This window comes from Bacillus sp. 37MA (assembly GCF_000372765.1).
GTDB lineage: Bacteria > Bacillota > Bacilli > Bacillales > Domibacillaceae > Domibacillus > Domibacillus aminovorans.
In genome coordinates this window covers 2655551-2680626 of the sequence record NZ_KB889752.1, presented here as the reverse complement: position 1 = coordinate 2680626, position 25076 = coordinate 2655551, and the positions used below count along the sequence as shown (strand labels likewise).

The window sequence follows — 25076 nt, the reverse complement described above, 5'->3', positions numbered from 1 at the left end:
CTATAATAGACGGATTTGTTTTTGTGCAAATTCGGGAATATAATAAATAAGGGAAAAGGAGTGAGGAATTTGGACTCATTTAATACGAAAGCCATACATGGCAAAAAATTGCCGACATCCATTCGGAGTAAAGTAACGCCTATTTATCAAACATCGGTGTTTTCATTCGATAGTTTAGAAGAGATGGAAGGCTATTATAGTGGAGATTCACCTTATTTATACACGCGTGTCGGCAACCCGAATGCGGATGAACTGGCAAATGTTACAGCACGTCTTGAAGGAGCGCCTGCCGGGGTGGCTGCATCTTCTGGTCTCGGTGCTATTATGGCTGCCGTGCTTGCGGTGGCGAAAAGTGGTGACCATCTCGTCGCAGCGCACGATGTATACGGCGGAACCTTTTATATGTTAAAAGAAGAACTGGCCCGCATGGGGATTGAGACTTCATTCGTTGATTTTGAAGATGAACAGGCGATTGAAGCGGCGATTCGTCCGGAAACCGTTATTTTATATACAGAATCGGTCACTAATCCGTTTTTGCGTGTTGAAAATTTGGAAGCAATGACGGCTGTCGCGAAAAAACATAATCTTGTTTTGATTGTTGATAATACGTTTGCAACGCCTTATCTCGTCCAGCCGTATGCGCTTGGTGCAGATATTGTTGTTCATTCAGCGACGAAATACATTGGTGGACATAGCGATGTATCCGCCGGCGTGTTATGCGGAAAAGAAGAATACGTCGAATCTGCCCGCAGCCGCATTGTGAACATCGGTTTAAATTTAAGCCCATTCGAATCATGGCTTGCGTGCCGTGGAGCGAAAACACTCGGCCTCCGGATGGAGAGACAATCAGCGAATGCACAAAAAGCCGCAGATTGGCTGGCCTCACAGCCAAAAGTAAAAAAAGTGTTTTATCCAACGACCGTATCTGACAAAGGAAATGGCGCGATTGTTACCATTCATCTTGCGGATGATGCCGATGAATCAGGCTTTTTCCGTTCACTCGGCTGGATTCAGCTCGTTCCATCACTTGCGGGTGTCGAAACGACAGTGTCATGGCCGTTCGGTACGTCCCATCGCGCTTTGTCACCGGAAGAAAAGCAGACAGTCGGTGTATCAGAAAAGACGGTTCGTATCTCGATCGGAATTGAAGAAGCAGCTGATATTATCGGCCAGCTTGAGAACGCATTGGCTGGCGCTTGACGAAAAAGTGTCTTGACAGTTAACGCTCGCCCAAACTTTCTGTTACAATAAAGGAAAGAATTGTGTGCAACGTTTTGGAGGGACACTTATGGCTTTAGACTGGCTCTTACAATTGGCTTCTGCTGCGTTAAAATTATTTATTCATCCTATTTTTTATTTCTCATTCATTCTTGCGTTTATCGTCGGGATGTTTCGCGTAACACGTGAACGAAAAGATTTCAGCACGCGCATCTATGATATTTATCAGGAAATCCGGTTTATTTTGCCATCGAGCCTTGCGATCGGTACTGTGTTATCTGTGATCACGATAGCCGCCGGACTGGCATTGCCATCGGGACTGCTCAACTTTATAGCAGCGGTTTTAATTATCTTCAGCATCGGAGGCTTTTTTCTTCTGTCACCAGCGTGGACGATGGGGGCCGCTTACGGCATATTCGTTTTATCGGACTGGTTTGACTACCCGTTTATTCCGTATGACAATCTGAATTTAAACGCGATTTTGTCCGTGCTTTCGATTGTTACCGCACTTCTCGTCATAGCAGAAGGCGTGCTGATCCGCAAGCGAGGTCATCAAGGCACATCACCGCGTATTGAAACGAGTAAACGCGGCTTAAAAACGGCTGTGCATCTTGCACGCCGGCTTTGGCTCGTTCCGGTCTTTTTACCAGTTCCATCGAGTAGACCACTCACTTCGTTCGCGGACTGGTGGCCGGTTATTGATACAGGTGCTGTCTCTTATAGTTTCGTTTTATTTCCGTTTTTGATCGGATTTTCGATGACAGTAAGAAGTACATTGCCATCACTTGCTGTTAAATCGACTGGGAAAAGTGTCATCATAGCCGGTGTATTCACGCTATTCATCGCGATCTTATCTTACTGGATCTGGCAGTTGTCTGCGGTCGCCGTTTTGTTTGCGGCACTTGCTCGCCTAGCGATTATGCTCCGTCATTACAATTATGAAAAACACCGTTCTTACTTTTTCACGAAGCAATCGAAAGGAGTCATTATTGCTGGCGTTCTTCCCGCATCACCTGCACGGAAAATGAGACTTGATATTGGTGAAATCGTAACGAAAGTAAACGATGTACAGGTTAGCAGTGAACCTGAATTTTACAAAGCACTCCAAAAAAATGCGGCGTACTGCAAACTTGAGGTGATTGGGACGAATGACCAGCTTCGTTTCGTACAAGGATCCATTTATACAAATGACCATCATGAACTCGGCTTAATTTTTGCGCCTGAAGAAAAAGAATATATGGATGACTCTATATTTACTGATTAGACGCCCTCATTGCAGGGCGTTTTTTGTGTCAAAAAATGAAATGCGTCCGTTTTTAGTCAAACAGAGCAGATTTTCTTTTTTTTGTGTACATTTGCCGGTACAATAGGCATAATATGCGGAAAAGGAGCAAACAACATGGGTGTACATACATATTTTAAAAGTTTGTCAGATCTTGAACATTTGTACCGACTGCCAGGGAAATTTAAATTTCAGACGCATACAGTTGCTGCGCACTCCTTTAAAGTGACGAAAATCGCGCAATTTTTAGGTACGGTAGAGGAGCTGGCCGGTGAGAAAGTCAATTGGCGGTCACTTTATGAAAAGGCGCTTAATCACGATTATGCAGAGCTGTTTACAGGGGATATTAAAACACCGGTCAAATATGCGACTGTTGAATTGAAGGAATTGTTTTCACAGGTAGAAGAACAGATGTCACGTAAATTTATTGAAGAGGAATTTCCAAAAGAATTTCATGAAGCATATTTGAGACGATTGAAAGAAGGAAAAGATGGATCGCTTGAAGGGCGTATTTTATCCGTTGCCGATAAAGTAGATTTGCTTTACGAAGCATACGGTGAAATTTTAAAGCGCAACCCGGATCCGCTCTTTTTTGAAATTTATGAAGAAGCGTTAAATACGATATTAAAATTCAAAGAGCTGCATTGTGTAAAATATTTCGTTGAACATATCATGCCAGACATGCTTGCGGAGAAGTTTATGCCGCATAGTGAATTGCGTGATTTAACGGAGCGCATTATTCACCGTCATGAGTAATCTATTCTTTTCACTTACTAATAAATGAGCTATGATAAAAGAAAACAATTTTAGGAGGACGCAGATGGTCGATAAGATGATCTTGGCGTTGTTGATGCCTGCCTTGCTTGTGGTCTTGTTTTCACGCGTGACATACAACCAGTTTGTTGGTCTTGTGCTAACGGTCGCGCTTATTGCTGCATCTGCCTATAAAGGATATACCCATACGTGGGAACTCATTATTATTGATGCTGCTTCGCTGACAGCTGGTTTATGGCTGTCCAACCGGATGATGAAGCAGTTGAAATTAAAATTAAACTGACACCGAAAAATTTTTTGGTGTTTTTTTTATTAAGAAATGAGCAATAGCGCTCGATCCGAACTAGTGTGCGCTTTCCGCTGGCATTTTTTGTTTCGTTCATGTTAAAATGGGAATTATAAATAAACGAGAATGCTAAAGGAATTAAAGGGGGACCTGTACGTTGGAGCAGGAATTTAAATTAGTATCAAAATATAAACCGGAAGGCGATCAACCGGCAGCGATTGCTGAACTCGTTGCCGGAATTGAGAGCGGGAAAAAACATCAAACGCTGCTTGGCGCGACGGGTACGGGAAAAACCTTCACCATTTCTAATGTTATTAAAGAAGTAAAGAAGCCGACACTCGTTATTGCACATAATAAAACACTTGCTGGCCAGCTATACAGCGAGTTTAAAGAGTTTTTTCCAGATAACGCAGTTGAATATTTTGTTAGTTTTTATGACTATTATCAGCCAGAAGCGTATATGCCGCATACCGATACGTTTATTGAAAAAGATGCAACTGTGAACGACGAAATCAATGAAATGCGCCATTCCGCAACGTCGTCTTTATTTGAACGTAAGGATGTTATCATTATCGCGTCCGTCTCGTGCATTTACGGACTCGGTTCTCCTGAAGAATACAGTGAATTGGGTATTTCACTGCGAAAAGGTATGGAAATCGGCCGCAATGAAATGCTGAGACGGTTTGTTGATATCCAATATGAAAGAAATGATATTGATTTTAAGCGCGGGACGTTCCGTGTACGTGGCGATGTGGTCGAAATTTTACGAGCATCCCACGATAACTATTGCATCCGTATTGAATTTTTTGGTGATGAAATTGACCGAATAAGAGAAGTGGATCCGCTTACCGGTGAAATTCTCGGCGACCGTGATCATGTATTCATTTTCCCGGCGTCTCACTTCGTTACCCGTGAAGAAAAACTGAACAAGGCGATCGAGAGTATTGAGGAAGAGCTGGAAGAACGGTTAACAGAGCTGCGTGCAGAAGAAAAATTGCTCGAAGCGCAACGGCTTGAACAGCGGACGCGCTACGACCTCGAAATGATGCGCGAAATGGGTTTTTGCTCGGGCATTGAAAACTACTCGCGTCATTTAACGCTTCGTCCGCCTGGTTCAACACCGTATACGTTGCTTGACTATTTTCCCGATGACTTTTTAATGGTCATCGATGAATCGCACGTGACATTGCCTCAAGTGCGCGGCATGTTTAATGGTGATCAGGCACGGAAGCAGGTGCTTGTTGATCACGGTTTCCGCCTGCCCTCTGCGAAAGACAACCGGCCGCTGACATTTACTGAATTTGAAGATCGCAATCATCAAGTTGTATACGTATCGGCAACGCCGGGTCCGTATGAACTCGAAAAAACACCAAACATGACCGAGCAAATTATTAGACCGACTGGACTGCTTGATCCAACTATTGAAATTCGACCGATTGAAGGACAGATTGATGATTTACTCGGCGAAATTAATGACCGCGTGGCGAAAAATGAACGTGTGCTTGTCACAACATTGACGAAAAAAATGTCCGAAGATTTAACCGATTATTTAAAAGAAGTCGGTGTGAAAGTACAATATTTACATTCGGAAGTTAAAACGCTTGAGCGAATTGAAATTATTCGCGATTTGCGTCTTGGAAAATATGATGTACTTGTCGGCATTAACTTGTTAAGAGAAGGACTTGATATTCCGGAAGTGTCACTCGTGACCATTTTGGATGCAGATAAAGAAGGATTCCTTCGTTCAGAGCGGTCGCTTATTCAAACGATGGGTCGTGCTGCTCGTAACTCAGAAGGGCATGTTATTATGTATGCCGACAAAATCACGGATTCAATGACAAAAGCAATAAATGAAACGAAACGCCGCCGTGAAATTCAAGAAGCATATAATGTGAAGCATGGTGTGACACCGACGACGATTCAAAAAGGTATTCGCGATGGGATCCGTGTGACACAAGTAGCGGAAGATGGTGGAACGTATACATCGAAAACAACTGGGAAGAAAATGACAGCAAAAGAGCGTAATAAGCTGATTATCAGTCTTGAAACGGAAATGAAACAAGCAGCTAAAGCGCTTGATTTCGAACGAGCTGCTGATCTTCGCGATGCATTGTTTGAACTGAAATCAGAATAGAGGTGAGTTTTCATGGCTATTGATCATATATCGGTAAAAGGGGCACGTGCCCATAATTTGAAAAACATTGATATAACGATTCCACGAGACCAGCTTGTCGTATTGACAGGACTATCTGGATCGGGGAAATCATCACTTGCATTTGATACGATTTATGCAGAAGGACAGCGACGCTATGTTGAGTCTCTGTCTGCCTATGCTCGTCAGTTTTTAGGACAGATGGATAAGCCGGATGTTGATTCAATTGAAGGATTATCACCGGCGATTTCGATTGATCAGAAGACAACGAGCCGCAACCCGCGCTCTACCGTCGGGACGGTAACAGAAATATATGATTACTTGCGTCTATTGTATGCAAGGGTCGGCCGTCCAGTTTGTCCCATTCATGATATTGAAATTTCATCACAGACGATCGGACAGATGGTTGATCGCCTGATGGAACTTGAAGACCGGACGAAAATACAAGTGCTGGCACCGGTTATTTCCGGACGAAAAGGGACGCATGCTAAAGTATTTGAAGACGTGAAACGGCAAGGATACGTACGTGTCCGCGTTAACGGGGACATGCGTGATCTTGAGGAAGAGATTGAGCTTGAGAAAAATAAAAAGCATTCGATTGAAGTCATTATTGATCGGATTGTCATTAAAGAAGGGATAGAGGCGCGTCTAGCTGATTCACTTGAAACGGCGCTTCGTCTCGGTGAAGGCAACGTTATTATTGATGTTATGGAAAAAGAAGAATTGCTGTTCAGTGAACATCATGCCTGCCCGCACTGTGGTTTTTCAGTTGGTGAACTTGAACCGCGCATGTTCTCATTTAATAGTCCGTACGGTGCGTGTCCGTCATGTGATGGCCTTGGTATGAAGAAAAAAGTTGATGTTGATCTCGTTATACCGAATCGGGAGCTGTCGCTTAATGAAAATGCCATCGCTCCATGGGAACCAGTTAGTTCGCAGTATTATCCGCAGCTATTAAAAGCAGTGTGTCTACATTACGATATTAATATGGATACGCCGGTGACAGAGTTGCCTGACGATCAATTAGACAAGCTGTTAAACGGTTCCGGAAAAGATAAAATCCGTTTCCGTTATGAAAATGATTTCGGACAGATTCGAGACAATCAGATTGAATTTGAAGGTGTATTACACAATATTGAACGCCGGTATAAAGAAACAAGTTCTGATTATATACGCGATCAAATGGAGAAATACATGGGCGAGTCAAAATGTCCGACATGTAAAGGGCACCGTCTAAAAAGAGAAAGCCTAGCTGTGAAGATTACTGGATTAACGATTTCACAGGTGACCGATTTTTCCATTCAAGAAACAGCAGACTTTTTTAAAGACATCGAATTAACAGAGAAAGAAATGCAAATTGCACGGCTTGTTTTACGGGAAATTGGTGAAAGGCTCGGCTTTTTAATTGATGTGGGGCTTGATTATTTAACATTAAGCCGTGCTGCGGGTACGTTATCAGGCGGTGAAGCACAGCGCATCCGATTAGCGACACAAATTGGTTCGCGCTTAACAGGTGTGTTATACATTCTCGATGAGCCATCAATTGGCCTCCATCAGCGCGATAATGACCGCTTAATTCGTACGATGCAAAACATGCGTGACATCGGCAACACACTGATTGTCGTGGAGCATGATGAAGATACGATGATGGCCGCTGATTATTTAATTGACATTGGTCCTGGTGCAGGTGTTCATGGCGGTGAAGTAATTGCAGCCGGTACACCGGAAGAAGTAATGAAAAACGACAAGTCACTAACTGGACGATATTTATCCGGTGACAAATTTATTCCGCTTCCGGACGAGCGCCGCAAACCGGATGGGCGCTGGATTGAAGTGACTGGTGCGAAAGAAAATAATTTGAAAAATGTCAAAGCGAAATTTCCGCTTGGCTTGTTTACAGCAGTGACCGGAGTGTCCGGATCAGGGAAAAGTACACTCATCAATGAAATTTTGTACAAATCACTTGCGCAACAACTGAATAGAGCAAAAAGCCGGCCTGGTGTACATAAAGAAGTGAAGGGCATCGATCAGCTTGAAAAAGTAATTGACATTGATCAGTCGCCAATCGGCCGGACACCGCGATCTAATCCGGCAACGTATACCGGTGTATTTGATGATATTCGGGATGTATTTGCGCAGACAAATGAAGCAAAAGTGCGCGGCTATAAAAAAGGCCGCTTCAGTTTTAATGTAAAAGGTGGGCGCTGTGAAGCGTGCCGCGGCGATGGGATTATCAAGATTGAAATGCATTTTTTGCCTGATGTATACGTGCCATGTGAAATATGTCATGGCAAGCGGTATAACCGGGAAACACTTGAAGTAAAATACAAAGGAAAAAATATTTCAGATGTGCTTGAAATGACTGTCGACGATGCACTCCTCTATTTTGAAAACATCCCGAAAATTAGTCGAAAGCTACAGACGATTGTAGATGTTGGATTAGGCTACATAACGCTTGGTCAGCCGGCCACGACTCTTTCCGGTGGGGAAGCACAGCGTGTAAAACTAGCATCAGAACTGCACCGCCGTTCAAATGGACGCTCTTTTTATATTCTGGACGAGCCCACCACCGGCCTTCATACAGACGACATTGCAAGGCTTCTGGATGTATTGCAGCGGCTCGTTGAAAACGGTGATACGGTTCTCGTCATCGAGCACAATCTCGACGTCATTAAAGCAGCTGACTACGTAGTCGATCTTGGTCCTGAAGGCGGCGATAAAGGAGGAACCATTGTGGCGTCCGGTTCACCAGAAGAAATTGCTGATACAAAAGAATCGCATACTGGCTACTATCTGAAGAAAATTTTAGAACGTGACCGGGAACGGATGGCTGTACATTCAAAATAAAGTGAAACTTTTCAATCGGTGCTTACGTATGTGGTAGTAATAGACAAATACAATGGAGGTTTCACAATTTATGAGTGAAGAAAAGATTCGTATTTTGAAAATGTTGGAATCAGGCATTGTTTCGGCGGATGAAGCAGTAAAATTGATTGAAGCACTGGAAAAAAGCAATACAGCAACAGGTGCATCATCAAAATCAACTGAAAGCTCAAAAGGAATCGGTGGATTTTTTGATGAGTTAGAGAAAATCGGCCAAAAAATTACCGCACAGCGTCCAAATACAGATACGATTCATCAGTCAAAAGATAAATTGTTTGAGTTTATGCAAACAGCGATGCAGCGTATTAAAGACGTTGAATTACCGTTCATTGGCAAAGGTACCGAGTTTACACACGTGTTTCATGAAACAGATGTCACACCGAGCCGCCTGAAAATTGAAACGGCAAATGGGGCTGTTACGATTCGTACATGGGAAGGACCTGGTGTGAAAGCAGAGTGCCGTGTGAAAGTATACGGTGCCAGCACAGAAGAAGAAGCACACGAGTCGTTTTTGAAAAACAGCACTTTTTATGCGCGTGAAGATAAATTATCGTTTTCTGTCGGCTTAAAACTAATGAAAACAGATGTGACGTTGTACGTTCCATTGACAGCGTTAGATGACATTTCGGTGAAATTGTTTAATGGTGCATTCGATATGCGTGACATTGATACTGAAAAGCTTGAAGTGCGCGCGGCGAATGGCAAAATTGAACTGAAAAACGGGAAAATTAAGACGCTTGAAGCGGAAACAGGCAATGGCCCGATTCGTATTGTGGACTGCGATGGCGAACGTGCCGAGTTGAACTCATTTAATGGGGCAATCCATATAGTCGGTACATTCCGCTTTGCCGATTTGAAATCATTTAACGGAAACATTTTGTATGATACGAAATCGGACCTGGCAGAAGCCGTCAAAGCGGAATCAATGACAGGCAATATTGAATTGTATGTTCCACAGGAGTTGTCAGTAAAAGGCGAGATTCGCACCACAGCTGGCCGCCTGCAACTTCCGGAAACTGGAATGGCGAATGTGACGGAGAAAGATGAACGTATTCAAAAGTCACTGAAGTTCGAAAGTGACAACCTGTCTGATGGGCGCCAGCTTGTGATTGACGCGGAAACAAAAACAGGTTCCGTCACACTGCGGGCATCTTCGCTTCATCAAACGCCACCGCCGGCTAACCCGGATGATTCATTTGGCGAAGGTATTTAATTTTAAGAACTAAGGGAGTTTTCTGCATGGGCTGGCTCATTAGTGTGCTCATTAATGCTGTACTATTCGTGGCGCTTTCTGGATATTTTCCGGGCTTGTATGTAGACAGTTTTTTATCTGCGGTCATCGCAAGTCTTGTTCTATCTATTTTGAACTTGCTTGTTCGCCCGTTTCTCATTATTTTGACACTGCCGATTACGATGCTGACGCTTGGGCTTTTCTTGTTCATTATTAACGCAGTAACCTTATTAATGACAGATGGTATTATGGGCTATGCATTTGAAATTGAAAGCTTCGGTCTTGCGATCATCATTGCGATTGCCATGGCTTTCGTCAATATCGTCCTGCAGATGACCATTTTACGAAAAAAATAAAAACAGGAAGCCCCCGGGCTTCCTGTTTTTATTTGCGTGTTCTTGATCAAACTGAGTAACGCGCTGAGAAACTGAGTAACACACCAGGAAATCGGAGCAGTACTTAACAAAAAACGCGCTTAATTCCGTCTGCGATCGCCCGGGCACATGTTTGCCGATACTGACTGGTTTTTAACAATGCAGCTTCTTCCCGGTTGGTCATAAAGCCGGCTTCAATTAAAATCGCGGGCATGTTTGTTTTACGTAATACGTAAAAATTAGATGCTTTGACACCTCGATCCCGTCTGCCTGTAGCGGCTACGAGCTCGTGTTGAACAGACTGTGCAATTTTCAGTGCAGCAGCAGGACGAGATGTGTACACATATGTTTCGATGCCGTGAGCGCTCGTCCATCCTTCACCGTACGCATTCGCATGGATAGAAACATACAGATCGGCTCTTGCTTCATTTGCTTTTTGTACCCGTTTGGCAAGTGGAATATCATAGCTGTCGTGATGCACAAATAAAGTGTCCGCATTTATGTTTTCTCGCAAAAGTAGTGCTGTTTCCCGGTTAAATTCATATTCACGCATTCCGTCTGGTGTCCTCTTGCCTGGCGTATTCCATCCATGTCCTGCATCGATGGCTATTTTCATCTTCAATCCATCCCCCTTTCACCGTCTATATACAGTGAAATCGCGAAAATCGAAACGGAAAGAATCGATTTTCTTAAAAACATGATACAATAATAACAATTCGTTTTGTGTGAAGAAGGAGGGGAACCACCAAATGGTAAAAGTGCGTACAGTGGATATATTAGAAAAGTTTAATCTAGAATTAGTGAGCGGAGAAGAGGGTCTTCACCGTCCAATAAAAATGAGTGACCTGTCACGTCCGGGTTTAGAGATCGCTGGTTTTTTTGATTATTATCCAGCGGATCGTATTCAGCTGATCGGCATGACTGAACTGTCTTTTTTTCAGCGGCTTAGCTCGGAAGAAAAAAAGGAACGAATGGATAAGTTATGTGATTATGAAACCCCGGCCATTATTATCTCCCGTAATTTAAGCGTACCGATTGAATTGATTGAAGCATCTGAAATGTTTTCTGTTCCAGTGATGCGTACCAAAATGACGACGACAAAGTTTACTAGTCAATTGACGAATTATTTGGAGTCGATGCTCGCACCGACAACAGCCGTTCATGGTGTACTCGTTGATATTTATGGTATTGGAGTACTTATTACCGGCCAGAGCGGCGTCGGGAAAAGTGAGACAGCACTTGAACTTATAAAACGGGGACACCGTCTTATTGCGGATGATTGTGTGGAGATTCGTCAGGAAGACATTGATACATTGATTGGCCAATCTCCGGAACTGATTGAGCATTTGTTGGAAATTCGCGGTCTTGGTATTATTAATGTGATGACATTGTTTGGTGCGGGAGCTGTTCTTTCGCATAAGCGCATTTCGCTCAACGTGTACCTTGAACAGTGGCACCCGAAAAAGCAATACGATCGTCTAGGTATTGAAGATGATAAGTTGAAAATTATTGATTCTGAAATTACGAAATTAACATTGCCCGTTCGTCCTGGACGAAATTTAGCCGTTATCATTGAAGTAGCCGCGATGAACTTCCGTTTGAAGCGAATGGGTGTCAATGCAGCACAAGAATTTTCTGACAAACTGGCAGGCGTTATTAGCGAGGCCGGCATTGATGAAGAAAACTAAGGAGTGAAAAGATGGACGGGTATCCGTTAAATCCCATTGCGCTCGATCTCGGTCCGATTCAAGTACACTGGTATGGCATTATTATCGGTATCGGCATCGCGCTTGGTTTTTATTTAGCATCAAAGGAAGCTGATCGACTCGGCCTTCAGAAAGACACATTCGCTGACTTGTTAATATGGGCGATTCCCATTGCCCTTATATCAGCACGGCTTTATTATGTTTTATTTCAATGGGAATACTATTCAGCAAACCCGGGCGCCATCATTCAAATTTGGAACGGCGGCATTGCCATTCACGGGGCACTTATCGGGTCAGTTATTACGACGATTATTTTTGCTCGAAAACGAAATATTTCATTTTGGAAAATTGTCGATATTGCGGCGCCGTCGATTATTCTTGGTCAAGCAATTGGTCGGTGGGGCAACTTTATGAATCAGGAAGCACATGGCGGTGAAGTGACAAGAAGTTTTCTTGAAAATATGCATTTGCCGGAATTTATTGTGAATCAAATGTACATTGACGGGTCTTACTACCATCCGACCTTTTTATATGAATCTGTTTGGAACATCATTGGTTTTGTGCTTCTCTTGCTTTTGCGAAAAGTGAATTTGAAACGCGGAGAACTGTTTTTAACATATGTCATCTGGTATTCAATCGGCCGCTTGTTCATTGAAGGACTGCGGACGGACAGCTTAATGTTGACGGACTTTTTACGTATTGCTCAAGTGCTCTCGCTTTCGTTAATTGTACTCGCAATAGCGCTGCTCATTTACCGCCGCTTTACATATAATCTTCCACGTTATAATGATCCATCGAATGAAGGGAAGATTGCATCTTGAAACAAACGATTATAAAAGGATTAATGACGGGATTAAAGACAACATGGACGCTCGGGAAAGTCATTTTTTCTGTTACATTGATCGTGACAATTTTACAATTTACACCGGTTTTGCCGTGGATTATTCAATTAATCAGCCCGATTATGGGTATTTTTGGTTTGTCGGGCAATGCAGCCATTCCGCTCGTTCTGGGCAATGTGCTGAACTTATATGCAGCTATTGGTGCGATTTTATCGCTTGATTTAACTGTAAAAGAAGTCTTTATATTAGCGATGATGCTTTCATTTTCACACAATTTATTTATTGAATCGACGGTGGCATTAAAAGTCGGTGTAAAAATATGGATAGTATTGGCCGTTCGTCTTGGTCTCGCGTTCCTGGCAGGTGTGGTCATTAACTTTATCTGGCACGGCGGAAGTGAACTGGCTCAGTATGGCATGGTGCCAGCAGTAGAAAGTCAGCCTGAAACATGGAGTGCGATTTTTCTTCTTGGAGTGGAGAAAGCAAGCTTCGGCGTCTTACAGCTGGCGATCATTGTTATTCCGTTGATGATCATGATACAAATGGCAAAAGATTTAAAATGGCTTGATTCGTTTTCACGGGCAATGGCACCTGTTACACGTTTTCTTGGCATGAAAGAGAATACGTCGATGACACTCGCATCAGGCTTGTTGTTTGGACTTGCGATGGGGTCAGCAGTCATGATTCAAGCGGTGGAAGAAGATGGTGTCAGCCGGAAAGATGTAACAATTGCGTTTATTTTTCTTGTCGCTTGCCATGCTGTAATAGAAGATACTCTTATTTTTATTCCGCTCGGGATTCCCGTGCTGCCGCTCTTTTTCATCCGGATTGTGACGGCGGTTATGTTAACGCTTATCATCGCCCGGCTTTGGGAGCGATCTGAAAATGTGCGGAGAAAGGAAGCTACTTATATATGAAAAATATTACAACGCTTTTGTTTGATTTAGATGGGACATTAATTAATACAAATGAATTAATTGTGGAGTCGTTTTTACATACGCTCAATCATTATTATCCAGGGCAGTACAAACGAGAAGATGTTTATCCGTTTATGGGTCCGCCGCTTATCGACACGTTTGAACAAATCGATAAAGAACGGGCAATGGAAATGGTCGCACACTACCGAAAATTCAACTTGGCTCAGCACGATATACTCGTTACGGAATTTCAAGGTGTATATGAAACGATTCGTATTCTTCATGAAAACAACTACAAACTGGCGATTGTGTCAACGAAAATACACGATACGATTATTAAAGGCTTAAAGCTAACGCATCTTGATCCGTTTTTTGATGTGATCATTGGACTTGATGATGTAGAAAACCCAAAACCACATCCAGAGCCCGTTGAAAAAGCGCTAGCTGCACTCGGATCAAAACCGGAAGAAGCAATCATGGTCGGTGACAACTATCACGATATTGAAGGCGGTCAAAATGCGGGTACGATGACGGCAGGTGTTGCCTGGTCATTAAAAGGACGCAACTTCTTAAACGAGTACAACCCGAATTTTATGCTTGAATCAATGACAGACTTGCTTCATATTTTGAAAGTTGGAGCAGAAAATAAATGAGACGAACGAAGCGGTACAGACTGGAAGGCGACAAAAATCCGCTGTTCCATATATACGAAACCGTTTCGTTCTGGAAAACGTTTAAAAACACAGTCGTGATTGAAATCGGCCGTTTTACGCCGACAGCCCGTCTGAAAAACACATTGTACCGCCGGTTGCTAAGGATGAACATCGGTGAAGGCAGTGCACTTGCTTATAAAGTAGTGCCAGATATTATGTTTCCGGAGCACATTGTGATAGGCAATAATACGATTATCGGCTATAACACGACGATTCTCACGCATGAATATTTAACGGATGAATACCGGATTGGGCCGGTTGTCATCGGTGACAATGTGATGATTGGTGCCAATTGCACTGTATTGCCTGGTATCGAAATTGGCGACGGGGCGATCGTGTCGGCGATGACACTTGTGAATCGCGATGTACCAGCTGGTGCGTTTGCCGGTGGGAATCCAATGGTGATTAAACCCGTTTCAACGAAAAGTTGAAACGGGTTTTTTCACATGTTTATTGTGTGCTTTTGAAACTTATGATGACTGTATAGCGTAATAAAAGGAATAATAAAAGGGAGGGATCGGTATGAATGGAAAATTGATAGAAGAAAATGTGTCCATCTTGCGCAAAACGGCAGGGAAATGGATGGATAAACGTCTTGTTTTACTGACGGCTGCCCAATTCGCCGCAAGGCAAGAACAAATCGATGGACAGACGTTCACGTCTTTATCGAATAAAGTTAGAAAAACAGGTTCTGTTTTTTCTCCACTCAGAACGATTCATTTTCCAATGACAGGACTTCTCATGACAAAAGAGGGAGACCCGAATGAATCGTTGGAAAAGCTGCTTATTTCGTATGAGACACTTCGATCAGCCGGCCTGCGATCTTCGGCCTACACGTACATTGCTGCTTTTTTGGTAGAGGATTCGACGAGACCTGAACGCATAAAAGAGATTTTTGAGGAAATGAAACGATATCACCGTTTCTTGACTTCGTATGAAGATTATCCGGCGGCCGTTATAATGGCAAAGCGGCCAGAAAGCGTGGTGGAACTTGTTGATTCATCTGAAATGTATTACCGTTATTTGAATGAAAAAGGTTTTTGGAAAGGGAATGACCTTCAGTTTTTGGCGAATATGCTTGTGATGGATGGCATGTTTCGCGACCAGTCGGCGGAAGCGGTCCTTCGTGCAAAAAAAGATCTGGAAATACACGGATTGAAGGTGAAAACGATGCATTATCCGGCAATTGGCATCATCGCGCTTTCAGGGAAAATAGAGGAAGCCGTGCAAATTGCTCAGGAATTAATGAATATGAAATTATTCAAATGGTCAAAGGAAATGGCGATCACTGTGGCGGCGATATTTGCTTCACAAGCATACATCGATTCTTCAGCGGGACTTACAGCAGCTGTTCAAGCGATGATTCAGGCGCAGCAGGCAGCAATAGCAGCCGCTGCTGCAGGGACTGTCGCGGCATCATCTTCATCTGGCAGTTAAACCGGGGAAAAACCCGGTTTTTTGGCTTGACGTGAATTATCAGAACCGTTAAAATACAGATAATGAATCTTTAGTGTATTAGCGAACTAAAGTAAAAATGGAAAATAATGATAGATTGGGTGATGAAATGTCGAAACTGTTAATGTTTGAAAAGCCTGTTGGAATGCGGGATACGTTGCCGCACATTTATGAAACGAGACGAAAATTAAAAGAAGCTGCGGAACAGGAAATGAGAAGCTGGGGCTATCGTTTTATTGAAACACCTGCGCTTGAATATCATGAAACAGTTGGCGATGCGTCAGCCATTTTAGACCGCCAGCTTTTTAAATTGCTTGATCAGCAAGGCAATACGCTCGTGCTGCGTCCAGATATGACTGCACCGATTGCACGTGTTGCCGCGTCAAAACTGTTAAAAGAGCGTATTCCATTACGTCTTGCCTATTCAGCGAGTGTATACCGTGCGCAGCAGCGTGAAGGCGGGCGGGCCGCTGAATTTGAGCAAATTGGTGTGGAATTGATTGGTGACAATACGATTAGCGCGGATGCTGAAGTGATTGCGCTGCTTGTATCCGTTATGAAAAAATCAGGCTTGGAAAATTTCCAAATTTCACTTGGACATATTCGTTTTATAGATGAATTATTCCGGCAAATTCTCGGCACGGAAGAGCGCTCTGAACAGCTGCGCCGCTTCCTTTATGAGAAAAATTATGTTGGCTATCGTGAGCACATCGCAAGTTTGCCGCTTTCATCGATTGATAAACAGCGACTTTTGCAATTTTTAAACTTGTCCGGCGGCATTGACTGCTTAGATGAAGCAATAAAATTAGTCGAAGGAAGCGCAGGAAGCGAAGCGCTTAATGAATTAAAAACGGTGTATGACCGGTTGAAAGAATACAATGTTGATCAATATGTGACGTTTGATTTGCCGCTCGTCAGCCATATGAGCTACTATACAGGACTTGTGTTTGAAGTATATGCAGACGGTGTAGGTGCCCCTGTCGGAAACGGCGGCCGCTACGATAATTTATTAGGGAAGTTTGGTCAACCAGCTGGTGCGACAGGATTCGGTCTTCGTGTAGACTTTTTGCTTGAGGCGTTGGAGCAATTGGAAGAAGAGGAAGGCGTTCATTGCATTTTGTTTAGCAATGAACGACGCGTTGAAGCCATTGAAGAAGCACAAAAACGCCGTGCAAATGGAGAATATGTCCTTTTACAGGATGTTGCTGGTGTGAAAGATGTGGATACATTCACACAAACGAGCAAAAATGTAACGTTTTTTGTCGGGAAATCAAGTAATGGAGGTAAAGTTTGATGTCAATGTTAACGATTGCGATGCCAAAAGGACGTATATTTGAAGAAGCAGCGGCGCTTTTACAGGAAGCAGGCTATCAGCTTCCCCCAGAACTTGATGAATCGCGAAAACTGATTATTGAAGTACCGGAAGAAAATATGCGCTTTTTCCTTGCAAAGCCAATGGATGTGGCAACCTATGTCGAACATGGCGTCGCGGATGTGGGCATTGCCGGTAAAGATGTGTTATTAGAAGAAGAACGTGATGTATATGAGTTGCTTGATTTGAAAATCAGTCCGTGCTACTTAGCTGTTGCCGGTCTTCCGAATACATCGTTAAACGAAGTCGCGCCGAAAATTGCGACGAAATATCCGAATGTAGCATCGACGTATTTTCGCGGAAAAGGTGAACAAGTCGAAATTATTAAGTTAAACGGTTCAATTGAATTAGCGCCGTTAATTGGCCTATCAGACCGCATTGTCGATATTGTCTCAACGGGTCAAACGTTAAAAGAAAACGGTCTCGTTGAGTATGAAACGATCGTCGGCATTACGTCGCGTCTTATTGTGAATCCGGTCAGTTACCGGATGAAAAATGCCGACATTTCAAAGCTTGTCACCCGCTTAACGGATACGATTGCAGAAACGGCGGTGCAGTAATAGATGATTAAGCCAGAGCGGATCACAGCGGGATTGTCCATTAAACGTTCCGTCGATGCGGGAACAGAAGATCAGCAGCAGATCGTTCGTGCTATTATTAATGAGGTAAAAGAAAATGGCGACCGTGCGCTTTTCGCGTATACAGAAAAATTTGACGGCGCAAAATTAACCGGCTTAAAAGTGACACAGGAAGAAATCAACGAAGCATACGAGACGCTTGATGATGAGATGATCAACATCATTCGTGAGGCAGCGGACAATATTGCGTCTTTTCATGCAAAGCAAAAACGGGAAACATGGCTATATACAAATGCGGACGGCTCTATTCTCGGACAGAAAATGACGCCGCTTGATTCAGCGGGTGTTTACGTTCCAGGCGGTACAGCAGCGTATCCATCTTCCGTTTTGATGAACGTCATGCCGGCGAAAACAGCCGGCGTTGAGCGAATTGTTATGGTGTCCCCACCAGGGCCAAACGGGAAACTTCCAGCAGGTGTGCTTGTGGCGGCTGACATTGCTGGCGTGAAAGAGATGTATAAAGTTGGTGGTGCGCAGGCGGTAGCTGCTCTTGCCTATGGAACGGAATCCATTAAAGCTGTTGACAAAATTACTGGACCGGGCAACATATTCGTAGCACTTGCAAAACGGGAAGTGTTCGGCGATGTAGATATTGACATGATTGCGGGACCTAGTGAAATTGCGGTACTCGCTGATGAGACGGCTTCTGCGAAAGAAGTGGCAGCGGATATGCTGTCACAGGCGGAACATGACAAGAGAGCGTCTGCTGTACTCGTCACGACTTCACAGGAATTGGCGCAGGCTGTTGCGCGCGAGATTGATGAGCAGCTTGTGTCGTTGCCGCGTTCGGAAATAGCGCGTGCGTCAATTGAAGATTACGGAGCGATTTATGTAGCGGAAACAATGACAGAAGCGGTTCAAACGATTAATGAACTGGCACCGGAGCATCTTGAAATCATAACAGATGCTGCTCTTAATCTTGTGAAAGATATTAAACATGCCGGAGCGATCTTTATCGGCCGTTATTCATCGGAGCCGGTTGGCGATTATTTTGCGGGTCCGAATCATGTATTGCCGACGAACGGTACGGCCCGCTTTTCTGGTCCGTTGTCCGTCGATGACTTTATGAAAAAATCGAGTATTATTATGTACAGCAAGCAGGCATTTGATCAACATGGTGCGAAAATTGCTGCATTTGCCCGGCTTGAAGGATTAGAAGCACATGCCCGCGCAATTGAAGCGCGTAACGATTAAAAAGAAAGAGGGTTCATAATGGGAAATCGCTATGCAGAACTGCAACGTTATACAGGTGAAACGAAAATTGACCTCGCATTTGAGGTGGACGGTGAAGGAAAGTCAAATATTGACACTGGTGTGCCATTTATGAACCATATGCTGGACCTTTTCACGAAGCACGGTCATTTTGATCTGACAGTGAAAGCAGACGGAGACGTTGATGTGGATGATCATCATACGACAGAAGATCTTGGTATTGTTCTCGGCACGGCACTTAAGAATGCGCTTGGAGATAAAAAAGGCATTAAGCGATATGGCAGCTTTTTTGTGCCGATGGATGATACGCTTGCACAGGTCGTTGTGGATCTGAGCAACCGTCCTCATTTTGAAATGCGCGGCGAGTTTCCGGCGCAAAAAGTCGGCACATTTGATACGGAACTCGTGTATGAGTTTTTGTGGAAATTTGCTTTAGAAGCACGTATTAATTTACACGTCATTATTCATTATGGTCAAAATACGCACCATATGATTGAAGCGGTGTTTAAAGCGATGGCGCGCGCAATTGACGAAGCGACGACGATTGACCCGCGTGTGAAAGGTGTACCATCGACGAAAGGGATGTTGTAAATGATCGGCATCATTGATTATGGAATGGGCAATTTATTCAGCGTTAGCAAAGCGCTTGAGCGAATCGGTATTCCATATATAATCAGCGAATCACCAGAAGAATTGACTAACACAAAAGGGCTCCTGCTGCCAGGTGTTGGTGCTTTTAAAGATGCGATGGCCAGTCTGCGGGAAAAAAAGCTCGATCAATTTATTCATAGTTATGTGGAGAGTGGCCGTCCACTTCTTGGTATTTGTCTTGGCATGCAGCTTCTATTTGAAGAAAGCGAAGAAAATGGCCATTTTAAAGGGCTTGGATTGTTAAAAGGGCGCGTTGTGCGTATTCCGGATCGGGATGTGGATGGTGAAAGGCTGAAAGTGCCGCATATGGGCTGGAATAAGCTTCATTTTCATCAAGAAGCACCCGTGCTGCAAGACATGGAAGAAGGGTTTGTTTACTTCGTCCATTCGTATTACGTAGACAGTATCGATGAGGCGTCACTGCTTGCGAGCGCTACTTATGGTGTTCAAGTACCTGCAGTTGTCGGCCGTGACAACGTATTTGGTATGCAGTTTCACCCGGAAAAAAGCAGTGAAACAGGCATGCAACTGCTTGCCAATTTTGCAAAAGCGATGGAACGATCGGAGGAAATGATATGAGTTTTACCATTTACCCGGCCATTGATATGCGCGGCGGCAAATGTGTCCGTCTCGTACAGGGCGATTATAATCAGGAAACGATATATGGTGATTCGCCGTTTGATATGGCAAAATCATTTGTGGAGCAGGGCGCAGAATGGATTCACATGGTAGATCTTGATGGCGCAAAAGATGGACAGCGTGTCAATGATAAGTTCGTCATTGAAGCGGCACAAAAACTCTCTGCCCGTGTTCAAATTGGCGGTGGTATCCGGACAGAGGAAGATGTCCGTCATTATCTTGATAACGGTGTCGATCGAGTCATTATTGGCAGCCTTGCTGTAAAAGAACCGGAACTCGTAAAGCAATGGCTCGGTACATATGGAGATAAAATTGCGATTGGTCTTGATGCGAAAAATGGCTATGTAGCAACACATGGCTGGTTGGAAACATCGTCTATGAAAGCAGTGGATCTTGCAAAAGAATTTGCGGATGCAGGTGCAGAAACGTTTATTTTCACCGACATTGCAAATGATGGGATGCTGTCTGGTCCAAATACAGAAGCAACAGCAGAACTTGCACGTGTGACAGGGAAAAGTGTTATTGCGTCAGGCGGTGTTAGTTCTCTTGATGATTTGCGTGAACTAGCAAAATTTGAAGCAGATGGCTTATCCGGTGCCATTTGCGGAAAAGCCATTTATACGGGCCGTTTTAGTGTGAAAGAAGCGCTGGAGGTGGCGAAATGATGACAAAACGTATTATCCCATGTCTCGATGTAAAAGAAGGCCGCGTCGTAAAAGGCATTCAATTCGTTGAATTACGCGATGCAGGCGACCCGGTTGAACTGGCTCGTGTATATGATGAACAAGGAGCAGACGAACTTGTTTTCCTCGATATCTCCGCGTCAGTTGAAGGACGGAAGACGATGGTTGACGTTGTGCAGGCCGTGGCGTCGGAACTGGCGATTCCATTTACAGTGGGCGGCGGGATTAACGCACTCGATGATATGAAACGGATTTTACGTGCAGGAGCAGATAAAGTATCATTAAATACAGCCGCTGTGAACAATCCGGATTTGATCAACGAGGGAGCTGCTTTTTTCGGCTCACAATGTATCGTCATTGCGATCGATGCAAAATACGACGATGAAATGGGTACGTGGCGCGTGTATACGCATGGCGGCCGGACACCGACAGAACGAAATGTCATTGACTGGGCGAAAGAAGCGGTGGAACGGGGCGCTGGTGAAATTTTGCTGACGAGCATGGACGAAGATGGAAGCAAAAAAGGCTTTGATATTGAGCTCACAAAGGCCGTTGGCGATGCAGTTTCTGTTCCGGTCATTGCATCCGGCGGCGCCGGCAATGCGGAGCACTTCTTTGATGTATTTAAAGAAGCGAAGGCAGATGCGGCGCTGGCAGCATCGATTTTTCATTATAAAGAAACAGGTGTCGGAGAAGTTAAACAATTTTTAAGAAACATGGGGGTAAACGTCAGATGATTGAAGAAGTGAAATTTGATGAAAAAGGGCTCGTGCCTGCGATTGTGCAGGATGCGACAACGTACGAAGTATTGACGCTTGCCTATATGAATAAAGAGTCACTTGAGAAAACGATGGAAACAGGCGAAACGTGGTTTTACAGCCGTTCACGCGAGGAATTATGGAATAAAGGGGCAACAAGCGGCAATACGCAAAAAGTCGTATCAATGCAATTTGACTGCGATAAAGATGCGATCGTTGTCAAAGTAGAGCCTGCAGGGCCAGCTTGTCACCGCGGCACGACAAGCTGCTTTGATGAACCATTTTATGGCGATGAAAGCGGCTCGTTGCCCTATTCGATTTTGCAGCAGCTTGAGCAGGTAATTGCTGACCGCGAGCAAAATCGTCCAGAAGGTGCATATACGACGTATTTATTTGAAAAAGGCGTCGATAAAATATTGAAAAAAGTTGGCGAAGAAGCATCGGAAGTCATTATTGCGGCGAAAAACCGTGATAAAGAAGAATTGCAGTGGGAAGCAGCCGATCTAATATATCACTTGCTTGTTCTGCTCCGTGAGCAAGATCTGGCGCTTGATGATGTATTATCTGTACTGGCACGGCGACATGAAGGTAAAGGAAAAGAATAAGATCAAGCCGGCCCAGTTTAGGGCCGGCTTTTTCTCTCTATTCTTTCAGCGTGTACCTATGATATAATGCATAAGTTAATCATATAGAACGTACGGAGGATTTTCATGGGAAATGACTCAATGAGCTGGAAAGAAAACAGGAATATTGTTCCTTTTTTTCCGACGGGAGAGTTTTACTATTCAAAAGGAATGAAAGCGCTCGAAAAACGGGAGCTGGCAAAAGCAAAAAAATACTTTTCACGGGCGATGGATTTAGAACCGCTTGAGCCGGTCATTGCCTGCCAGCTAGCCATTGTGGAAACAGAACTTGGTCATTATGAACAGTCGAATGGTCTGCTCCATTTCGTGCTCGATGATCTGGATCCGAATATGAGTGAGTGCCACTATTTTTTAGCCAATAATTATGTGCATATCGGATCGTTTAAAGACGCGTTTCGTCATGCACAAGCATATTTAGATATGAATGAAGACGGCGAGTATAGCGACGACGCAGAAGATTTGCTTGATATAATTACGCTAGACAGTGAAGAAGCTTTTGACGATTTGTACGAGCAGGATGAGATGATGGAGCTGCAAGAAGAAGCACGCTTTTTGCTTGAAAGCGGTCATTTTGCGAAAGCGGCTGCTCACCTTGAAGAATCGGTAAAAAAGTATCCTGATTTTTGGGCAGCATACAATAATTTGGCACTCGCTTATTTTTATCTCGGGCAAACTGAAAAAGCGCATCACATGTTGAATGATGTGCTAGAGAAAAATCCGGGCAACTTGCACGCGATCTGTAATAAAATCGTGTTTTATTTTTATGAAAAAAAGCAGGAACCACTTGATTATTTGGCTGATCAGCTGGCAAAAGTACAGCCGCTTATTCCCGATCAGCAGTTTAAAATCGGTGCGACGTTCGCACTTATTGGCCGTTATCAAGATGCCTACAGATGGCTGAAAAAGCTTTATAAAAATGGATTTGAAGGCGAAGCAGGCTTTTATTATTGGCTCGCCTATGCTGCACATTTTACTGGGCGTCATGAAACAGCGCGCAAAATATGGAAAAAAGTCATCCGTGGCAACCCAGAAAAAGAAGGGCTCGAACCATGGAATGGCCCCCAAGAAGAAGGGGAAATACAGCGTAATCCCGAAGAAATTGTCCGTTATTTGAATGGAGAACGGGATGAAGAACGGTTATTTGGTATTTTCTTATTATCGCTTACTGGTGATCAAAAAGAAGTCATGACTCATCCTGGATTTTGCGATATCGATCATTTGCAGCCGCATGAGAAAATTTATATGGCGGATGTGCTCGGGATGCCGGTGGACAGTTCGCTCTTTATTGAAATGAATACGCGTCTGGCGCATGATACAGCTCTTATATTATACCGCCATTTCCGACCGCTCAAAAAGGAGGAAGCGGGTCTGTTTATGATCTGGTTTTCGATTTTTTTAGAGCTTCAGTATCATAATGCAAAACTGTCGAAGCCTGACGCATTGGCAGCAGCTGTAGAATATGTCTGGCGAAAATTGCGAAGTGAACCCGTTAGCCAGTCGGATATGGCTAATCAGTATGGTGTCTCTGTTTCAACTGTACAGAAATACGCTAAATTTATTCGCGAGCACCTTCTGTGAGCATAATAATAGACGTAAATACTGAAATTCAGTACGATGAAAACATAATCTAAAAAATATGTTTATGAGTATAAATTAAAAAGCGAAGGAGAGTTGATTATGACTGCTACTGAAGAGAAAATTTATGACGTGATCATTATCGGTGCCGGCCCTGCGGGAATGACGGCGGCTGTTTATACATCACGTGCAAATCTTTCTACACTTATGATTGAGCGCGGCGTCCCTGGCGGACAGATGGCGAATACGGAAGATGTTGAAAACTACCCAGGCTATGAGCACATTCTTGGCCCTGAACTGTCAACAAAAATGTTCGATCATGCAAAGAAATTCGGTGCGGAATATGCATATGGTGATATTAAAAAAATTATCGATGGCAAAGAATATAAAACGGTTGATGCAGGCTCAAAACAATATAAAGCACGTACAATCATCATTACGACAGGTGCGCAGTACAAAAAAATTGGTGTACCTGGTGAAAATGAACTTGGCGGCCGAGGCGTATCATATTGTGCGGTATGCGACGGTGCATTTTTTAAAGAAAAAGACCTTGTTGTGATCGGCGGCGGAGATTCTGCTGTTGAAGAAGGCGTTTATTTGACACGTTTTGCGAAAAAAGTGACAATCGTGCATCGCCGTGATGAACTGCGTGCACAAAAGATTTTGCAAGACCGTGCATTCGCAAATGAAAAAGTGGACTTCATCTGGAGTCATACGTTGAAAGAAATTCATGATAAAGACGGTAAAGTTGGCAGCGTGACACTTGTTTCGACAGAAAATGGGGAAGAGCAAGAACTTCCAGTGGATGGTGTTTTCATTTATATTGGTATGCTGCCGCTCACGAAGCCATTCCTTGACCTCGGCATTACAAATGAAGAAGGCTACATCGTGACGAATGAAAAAATGGAAACGAATGTTCCTGGCATTTATGCAGCGGGAGATGTTCGTGAAAAAATGCTTCGTCAAATTGTGACAGCAACCGGTGATGGAAGCATCGCGGCGCAAGCTGCTCAGCACTTTATTGAAGAATTGAAAGAAGAAATAGGCGTTAAAGCGTAATCCGTTTTTTAC

Annotated in this window: 25 protein-coding genes; 24 read left to right on the top strand and 1 reads right to left on the bottom strand. The window is 43.8% G+C overall.

Features of this window, described 5'->3' with window-relative positions:
* Positions 1–69 precede the first annotated feature (69 nt).
* From A3M5_RS0114935 to A3M5_RS0114900, 8 genes are all read left to right on the top strand, one after another.
* The gene (locus A3M5_RS0114935) at positions 70–1200 is read left to right on the top strand and encodes a trans-sulfuration enzyme family protein (protein WP_018394584.1); all 1131 of its coding nucleotides are present in this window, start codon (positions 70–72) and stop codon (positions 1198–1200) included.
* 88 nt (positions 1201–1288) lie between these two features.
* On the top strand, positions 1289–2482 hold the full coding sequence (locus tag A3M5_RS0114930) for a PDZ domain-containing protein (protein WP_018394583.1): 1194 nt from the start codon (positions 1289–1291) through the stop codon (positions 2480–2482).
* A 135-nt stretch (positions 2483–2617) separates the two neighbouring features.
* The gene (locus tag A3M5_RS0114925) at positions 2618–3256 is read left to right on the top strand and encodes a YfbR-like 5'-deoxynucleotidase (RefSeq protein WP_018394582.1); all 639 of its coding nucleotides are present in this window, start codon (positions 2618–2620) and stop codon (positions 3254–3256) included.
* A 64-nt stretch (positions 3257–3320) separates the two neighbouring features.
* Entirely contained in the window at positions 3321–3557 is a 237-nt protein-coding gene (locus A3M5_RS0114920; RefSeq protein WP_018394581.1) for a CsbA family protein, read from the top strand.
* A 160-nt stretch (positions 3558–3717) separates the two neighbouring features.
* On the top strand, positions 3718–5694 hold the full coding sequence (gene uvrB / locus A3M5_RS0114915) for an excinuclease ABC subunit UvrB (protein ID WP_018394580.1): 1977 nt from the start codon (positions 3718–3720) through the stop codon (positions 5692–5694).
* A 12-nt stretch (positions 5695–5706) separates the two neighbouring features.
* Entirely contained in the window at positions 5707–8559 is a 2853-nt protein-coding gene (gene uvrA / locus A3M5_RS0114910) for an excinuclease ABC subunit UvrA (RefSeq protein WP_018394579.1), read from the top strand.
* A 70-nt stretch (positions 8560–8629) separates the two neighbouring features.
* On the top strand, positions 8630–9808 hold the full coding sequence (locus A3M5_RS0114905; protein ID WP_018394578.1) for a DUF4097 family beta strand repeat-containing protein: 1179 nt from the start codon (positions 8630–8632) through the stop codon (positions 9806–9808).
* 26 nt (positions 9809–9834) lie between these two features.
* Positions 9835–10182 (top strand): phage holin family protein, encoded by a 348-nt coding sequence (locus tag A3M5_RS0114900; protein WP_018394577.1) that lies wholly within the window; start codon positions 9835–9837, stop codon positions 10180–10182.
* A 103-nt stretch (positions 10183–10285) separates the two neighbouring features.
* Here A3M5_RS0114900 and A3M5_RS0114895 read toward each other — a convergent pair whose 3' ends face one another.
* Positions 10286–10816, bottom strand: a complete 531-nt coding sequence (locus A3M5_RS0114895) for an N-acetylmuramoyl-L-alanine amidase family protein (protein ID WP_018394576.1) — start codon at positions 10814–10816, stop codon at positions 10286–10288.
* Between the two features lie 133 nt (positions 10817–10949).
* Here A3M5_RS0114895 and hprK point away from each other — a divergent pair, with 133 nt between their 5' ends.
* From hprK to trxB, 16 genes are all read left to right on the top strand, one after another.
* A complete protein-coding gene (gene hprK, locus A3M5_RS0114890; protein WP_018394575.1) occupies positions 10950–11888 on the top strand; it encodes an HPr(Ser) kinase/phosphatase in 939 nt (312 codons plus the stop codon).
* 11 nt (positions 11889–11899) lie between these two features.
* Positions 11900–12727 carry a prolipoprotein diacylglyceryl transferase gene (gene lgt / locus A3M5_RS0114885; RefSeq protein WP_018394574.1) on the top strand — a complete coding sequence of 276 codons (828 nt, stop codon included), beginning with the start codon at positions 11900–11902 and terminating at the stop codon, positions 12725–12727.
* Positions 12721–13665 (top strand): nucleoside recognition domain-containing protein, encoded by a 945-nt coding sequence (locus A3M5_RS0114880; protein WP_026221748.1) that lies wholly within the window; start codon positions 12721–12723, stop codon positions 13663–13665. Before lgt ends, A3M5_RS0114880 begins: the two co-directional genes overlap by 7 nt.
* On the top strand, positions 13662–14318 hold the full coding sequence (ppaX, locus tag A3M5_RS0114875) for a pyrophosphatase PpaX (RefSeq protein WP_018394572.1): 657 nt from the start codon (positions 13662–13664) through the stop codon (positions 14316–14318). The genes A3M5_RS0114880 and ppaX overlap by 4 nt, the downstream gene beginning before the upstream one ends.
* Positions 14315–14809, top strand: a complete 495-nt coding sequence (locus tag A3M5_RS0114870; protein ID WP_018394571.1) for an acyltransferase — start codon at positions 14315–14317, stop codon at positions 14807–14809. The genes ppaX and A3M5_RS0114870 overlap by 4 nt, the downstream gene beginning before the upstream one ends.
* A gap of 91 nt (positions 14810–14900) precedes the next feature.
* The gene (locus A3M5_RS0114865; protein ID WP_018394570.1) at positions 14901–15815 is read left to right on the top strand and encodes a DUF4003 family protein; all 915 of its coding nucleotides are present in this window, start codon (positions 14901–14903) and stop codon (positions 15813–15815) included.
* Between the two features lie 127 nt (positions 15816–15942).
* Positions 15943–17127: an ATP phosphoribosyltransferase regulatory subunit gene (locus A3M5_RS0114860; RefSeq protein ID WP_026221747.1), complete on the top strand. Its 1185-nt coding sequence runs from the start codon at positions 15943–15945 to the stop codon at positions 17125–17127.
* Positions 17127–17765, top strand: a complete 639-nt coding sequence (gene hisG, locus A3M5_RS0114855; protein WP_018394568.1) for an ATP phosphoribosyltransferase — start codon at positions 17127–17129, stop codon at positions 17763–17765. Before A3M5_RS0114860 ends, hisG begins: the two co-directional genes overlap by 1 nt.
* A gap of 3 nt (positions 17766–17768) precedes the next feature.
* Positions 17769–19037, top strand: coding sequence for a histidinol dehydrogenase (gene hisD / locus A3M5_RS0114850; protein ID WP_018394567.1), 1269 nt, complete (start codon positions 17769–17771; stop codon positions 19035–19037).
* A gap of 18 nt (positions 19038–19055) precedes the next feature.
* Positions 19056–19646 carry an imidazoleglycerol-phosphate dehydratase HisB gene (gene hisB, locus A3M5_RS0114845; protein ID WP_018394566.1) on the top strand — a complete coding sequence of 197 codons (591 nt, stop codon included), beginning with the start codon at positions 19056–19058 and terminating at the stop codon, positions 19644–19646.
* Complete coding sequence (hisH, locus tag A3M5_RS0114840; protein ID WP_018394565.1) at positions 19647–20285, top strand: imidazole glycerol phosphate synthase subunit HisH; 639 nt, start codon at positions 19647–19649, stop codon at positions 20283–20285. It begins immediately after the preceding gene.
* A complete protein-coding gene (gene hisA, locus A3M5_RS0114835) occupies positions 20282–21010 on the top strand; it encodes a 1-(5-phosphoribosyl)-5-[(5-phosphoribosylamino)methylideneamino]imidazole-4-carboxamide isomerase (RefSeq protein WP_018394564.1) in 729 nt (242 codons plus the stop codon). Before hisH ends, hisA begins: the two co-directional genes overlap by 4 nt.
* Positions 21007–21765 carry an imidazole glycerol phosphate synthase subunit HisF gene (hisF, locus tag A3M5_RS0114830; protein WP_018394563.1) on the top strand — a complete coding sequence of 253 codons (759 nt, stop codon included), beginning with the start codon at positions 21007–21009 and terminating at the stop codon, positions 21763–21765. Before hisA ends, hisF begins: the two co-directional genes overlap by 4 nt.
* Positions 21762–22391: a bifunctional phosphoribosyl-AMP cyclohydrolase/phosphoribosyl-ATP diphosphatase HisIE gene (gene hisIE, locus A3M5_RS0114825; protein WP_018394562.1), complete on the top strand. Its 630-nt coding sequence runs from the start codon at positions 21762–21764 to the stop codon at positions 22389–22391. Before hisF ends, hisIE begins: the two co-directional genes overlap by 4 nt.
* 105 nt (positions 22392–22496) lie before the next feature.
* Positions 22497–24008 (top strand): tetratricopeptide repeat protein, encoded by a 1512-nt coding sequence (locus A3M5_RS0114820; protein WP_018394561.1) that lies wholly within the window; start codon positions 22497–22499, stop codon positions 24006–24008.
* Between the two features lie 99 nt (positions 24009–24107).
* The gene (gene trxB, locus A3M5_RS0114815; protein ID WP_018394560.1) at positions 24108–25064 is read left to right on the top strand and encodes a thioredoxin-disulfide reductase; all 957 of its coding nucleotides are present in this window, start codon (positions 24108–24110) and stop codon (positions 25062–25064) included.
* Positions 25065–25076: the final 12 nt, after the last annotated feature.

What these genes read in the sequence shown, in the direction of transcription:
- A3M5_RS0114930 (WP_018394583.1), top strand. Translation starts at nt 1,289, where the DNA reads ATGGCTTTAGACTGGCTCTTACAATTGGCTTCTGCTGCGTTAAAATTA.
- A3M5_RS0114925 (WP_018394582.1), top strand. Translation starts at nt 2,618, where the DNA reads ATGGGTGTACATACATATTTTAAAAGTTTGTCAGATCTTGAACATTTG.
- A3M5_RS0114920 (WP_018394581.1), top strand. Translation starts at nt 3,321, where the DNA reads ATGGTCGATAAGATGATCTTGGCGTTGTTGATGCCTGCCTTGCTTGTG.
- uvrA (WP_018394579.1), top strand. Translation starts at nt 5,707, where the DNA reads ATGGCTATTGATCATATATCGGTAAAAGGGGCACGTGCCCATAATTTG.
- A3M5_RS0114905 (WP_018394578.1), top strand. Translation starts at nt 8,630, where the DNA reads ATGAGTGAAGAAAAGATTCGTATTTTGAAAATGTTGGAATCAGGCATT.
- A3M5_RS0114900 (WP_018394577.1), top strand. Translation starts at nt 9,835, where the DNA reads ATGGGCTGGCTCATTAGTGTGCTCATTAATGCTGTACTATTCGTGGCG.
- A3M5_RS0114895 (WP_018394576.1), bottom strand. Translation starts at nt 10,816, where the DNA reads ATGAAAATAGCCATCGATGCAGGACATGGATGGAATACGCCAGGCAAG.
- hprK (WP_018394575.1), top strand. Translation starts at nt 10,950, where the DNA reads ATGGTAAAAGTGCGTACAGTGGATATATTAGAAAAGTTTAATCTAGAA.
- lgt (WP_018394574.1), top strand. Translation starts at nt 11,900, where the DNA reads ATGGACGGGTATCCGTTAAATCCCATTGCGCTCGATCTCGGTCCGATT.
- ppaX (WP_018394572.1), top strand. Translation starts at nt 13,662, where the DNA reads ATGAAAAATATTACAACGCTTTTGTTTGATTTAGATGGGACATTAATT.
- A3M5_RS0114870 (WP_018394571.1), top strand. Translation starts at nt 14,315, where the DNA reads ATGAGACGAACGAAGCGGTACAGACTGGAAGGCGACAAAAATCCGCTG.
- A3M5_RS0114865 (WP_018394570.1), top strand. Translation starts at nt 14,901, where the DNA reads ATGAATGGAAAATTGATAGAAGAAAATGTGTCCATCTTGCGCAAAACG.
- A3M5_RS0114860 (WP_026221747.1), top strand. Translation starts at nt 15,943, where the DNA reads ATGTCGAAACTGTTAATGTTTGAAAAGCCTGTTGGAATGCGGGATACG.
- hisG (WP_018394568.1), top strand. Translation starts at nt 17,127, where the DNA reads ATGTCAATGTTAACGATTGCGATGCCAAAAGGACGTATATTTGAAGAA.
- hisD (WP_018394567.1), top strand. Translation starts at nt 17,769, where the DNA reads ATGATTAAGCCAGAGCGGATCACAGCGGGATTGTCCATTAAACGTTCC.
- hisB (WP_018394566.1), top strand. Translation starts at nt 19,056, where the DNA reads ATGGGAAATCGCTATGCAGAACTGCAACGTTATACAGGTGAAACGAAA.
- hisH (WP_018394565.1), top strand. Translation starts at nt 19,647, where the DNA reads ATGATCGGCATCATTGATTATGGAATGGGCAATTTATTCAGCGTTAGC.
- hisA (WP_018394564.1), top strand. Translation starts at nt 20,282, where the DNA reads ATGAGTTTTACCATTTACCCGGCCATTGATATGCGCGGCGGCAAATGT.
- hisF (WP_018394563.1), top strand. Translation starts at nt 21,007, where the DNA reads ATGATGACAAAACGTATTATCCCATGTCTCGATGTAAAAGAAGGCCGC.
- hisIE (WP_018394562.1), top strand. Translation starts at nt 21,762, where the DNA reads ATGATTGAAGAAGTGAAATTTGATGAAAAAGGGCTCGTGCCTGCGATT.
- A3M5_RS0114820 (WP_018394561.1), top strand. Translation starts at nt 22,497, where the DNA reads ATGGGAAATGACTCAATGAGCTGGAAAGAAAACAGGAATATTGTTCCT.
- trxB (WP_018394560.1), top strand. Translation starts at nt 24,108, where the DNA reads ATGACTGCTACTGAAGAGAAAATTTATGACGTGATCATTATCGGTGCC.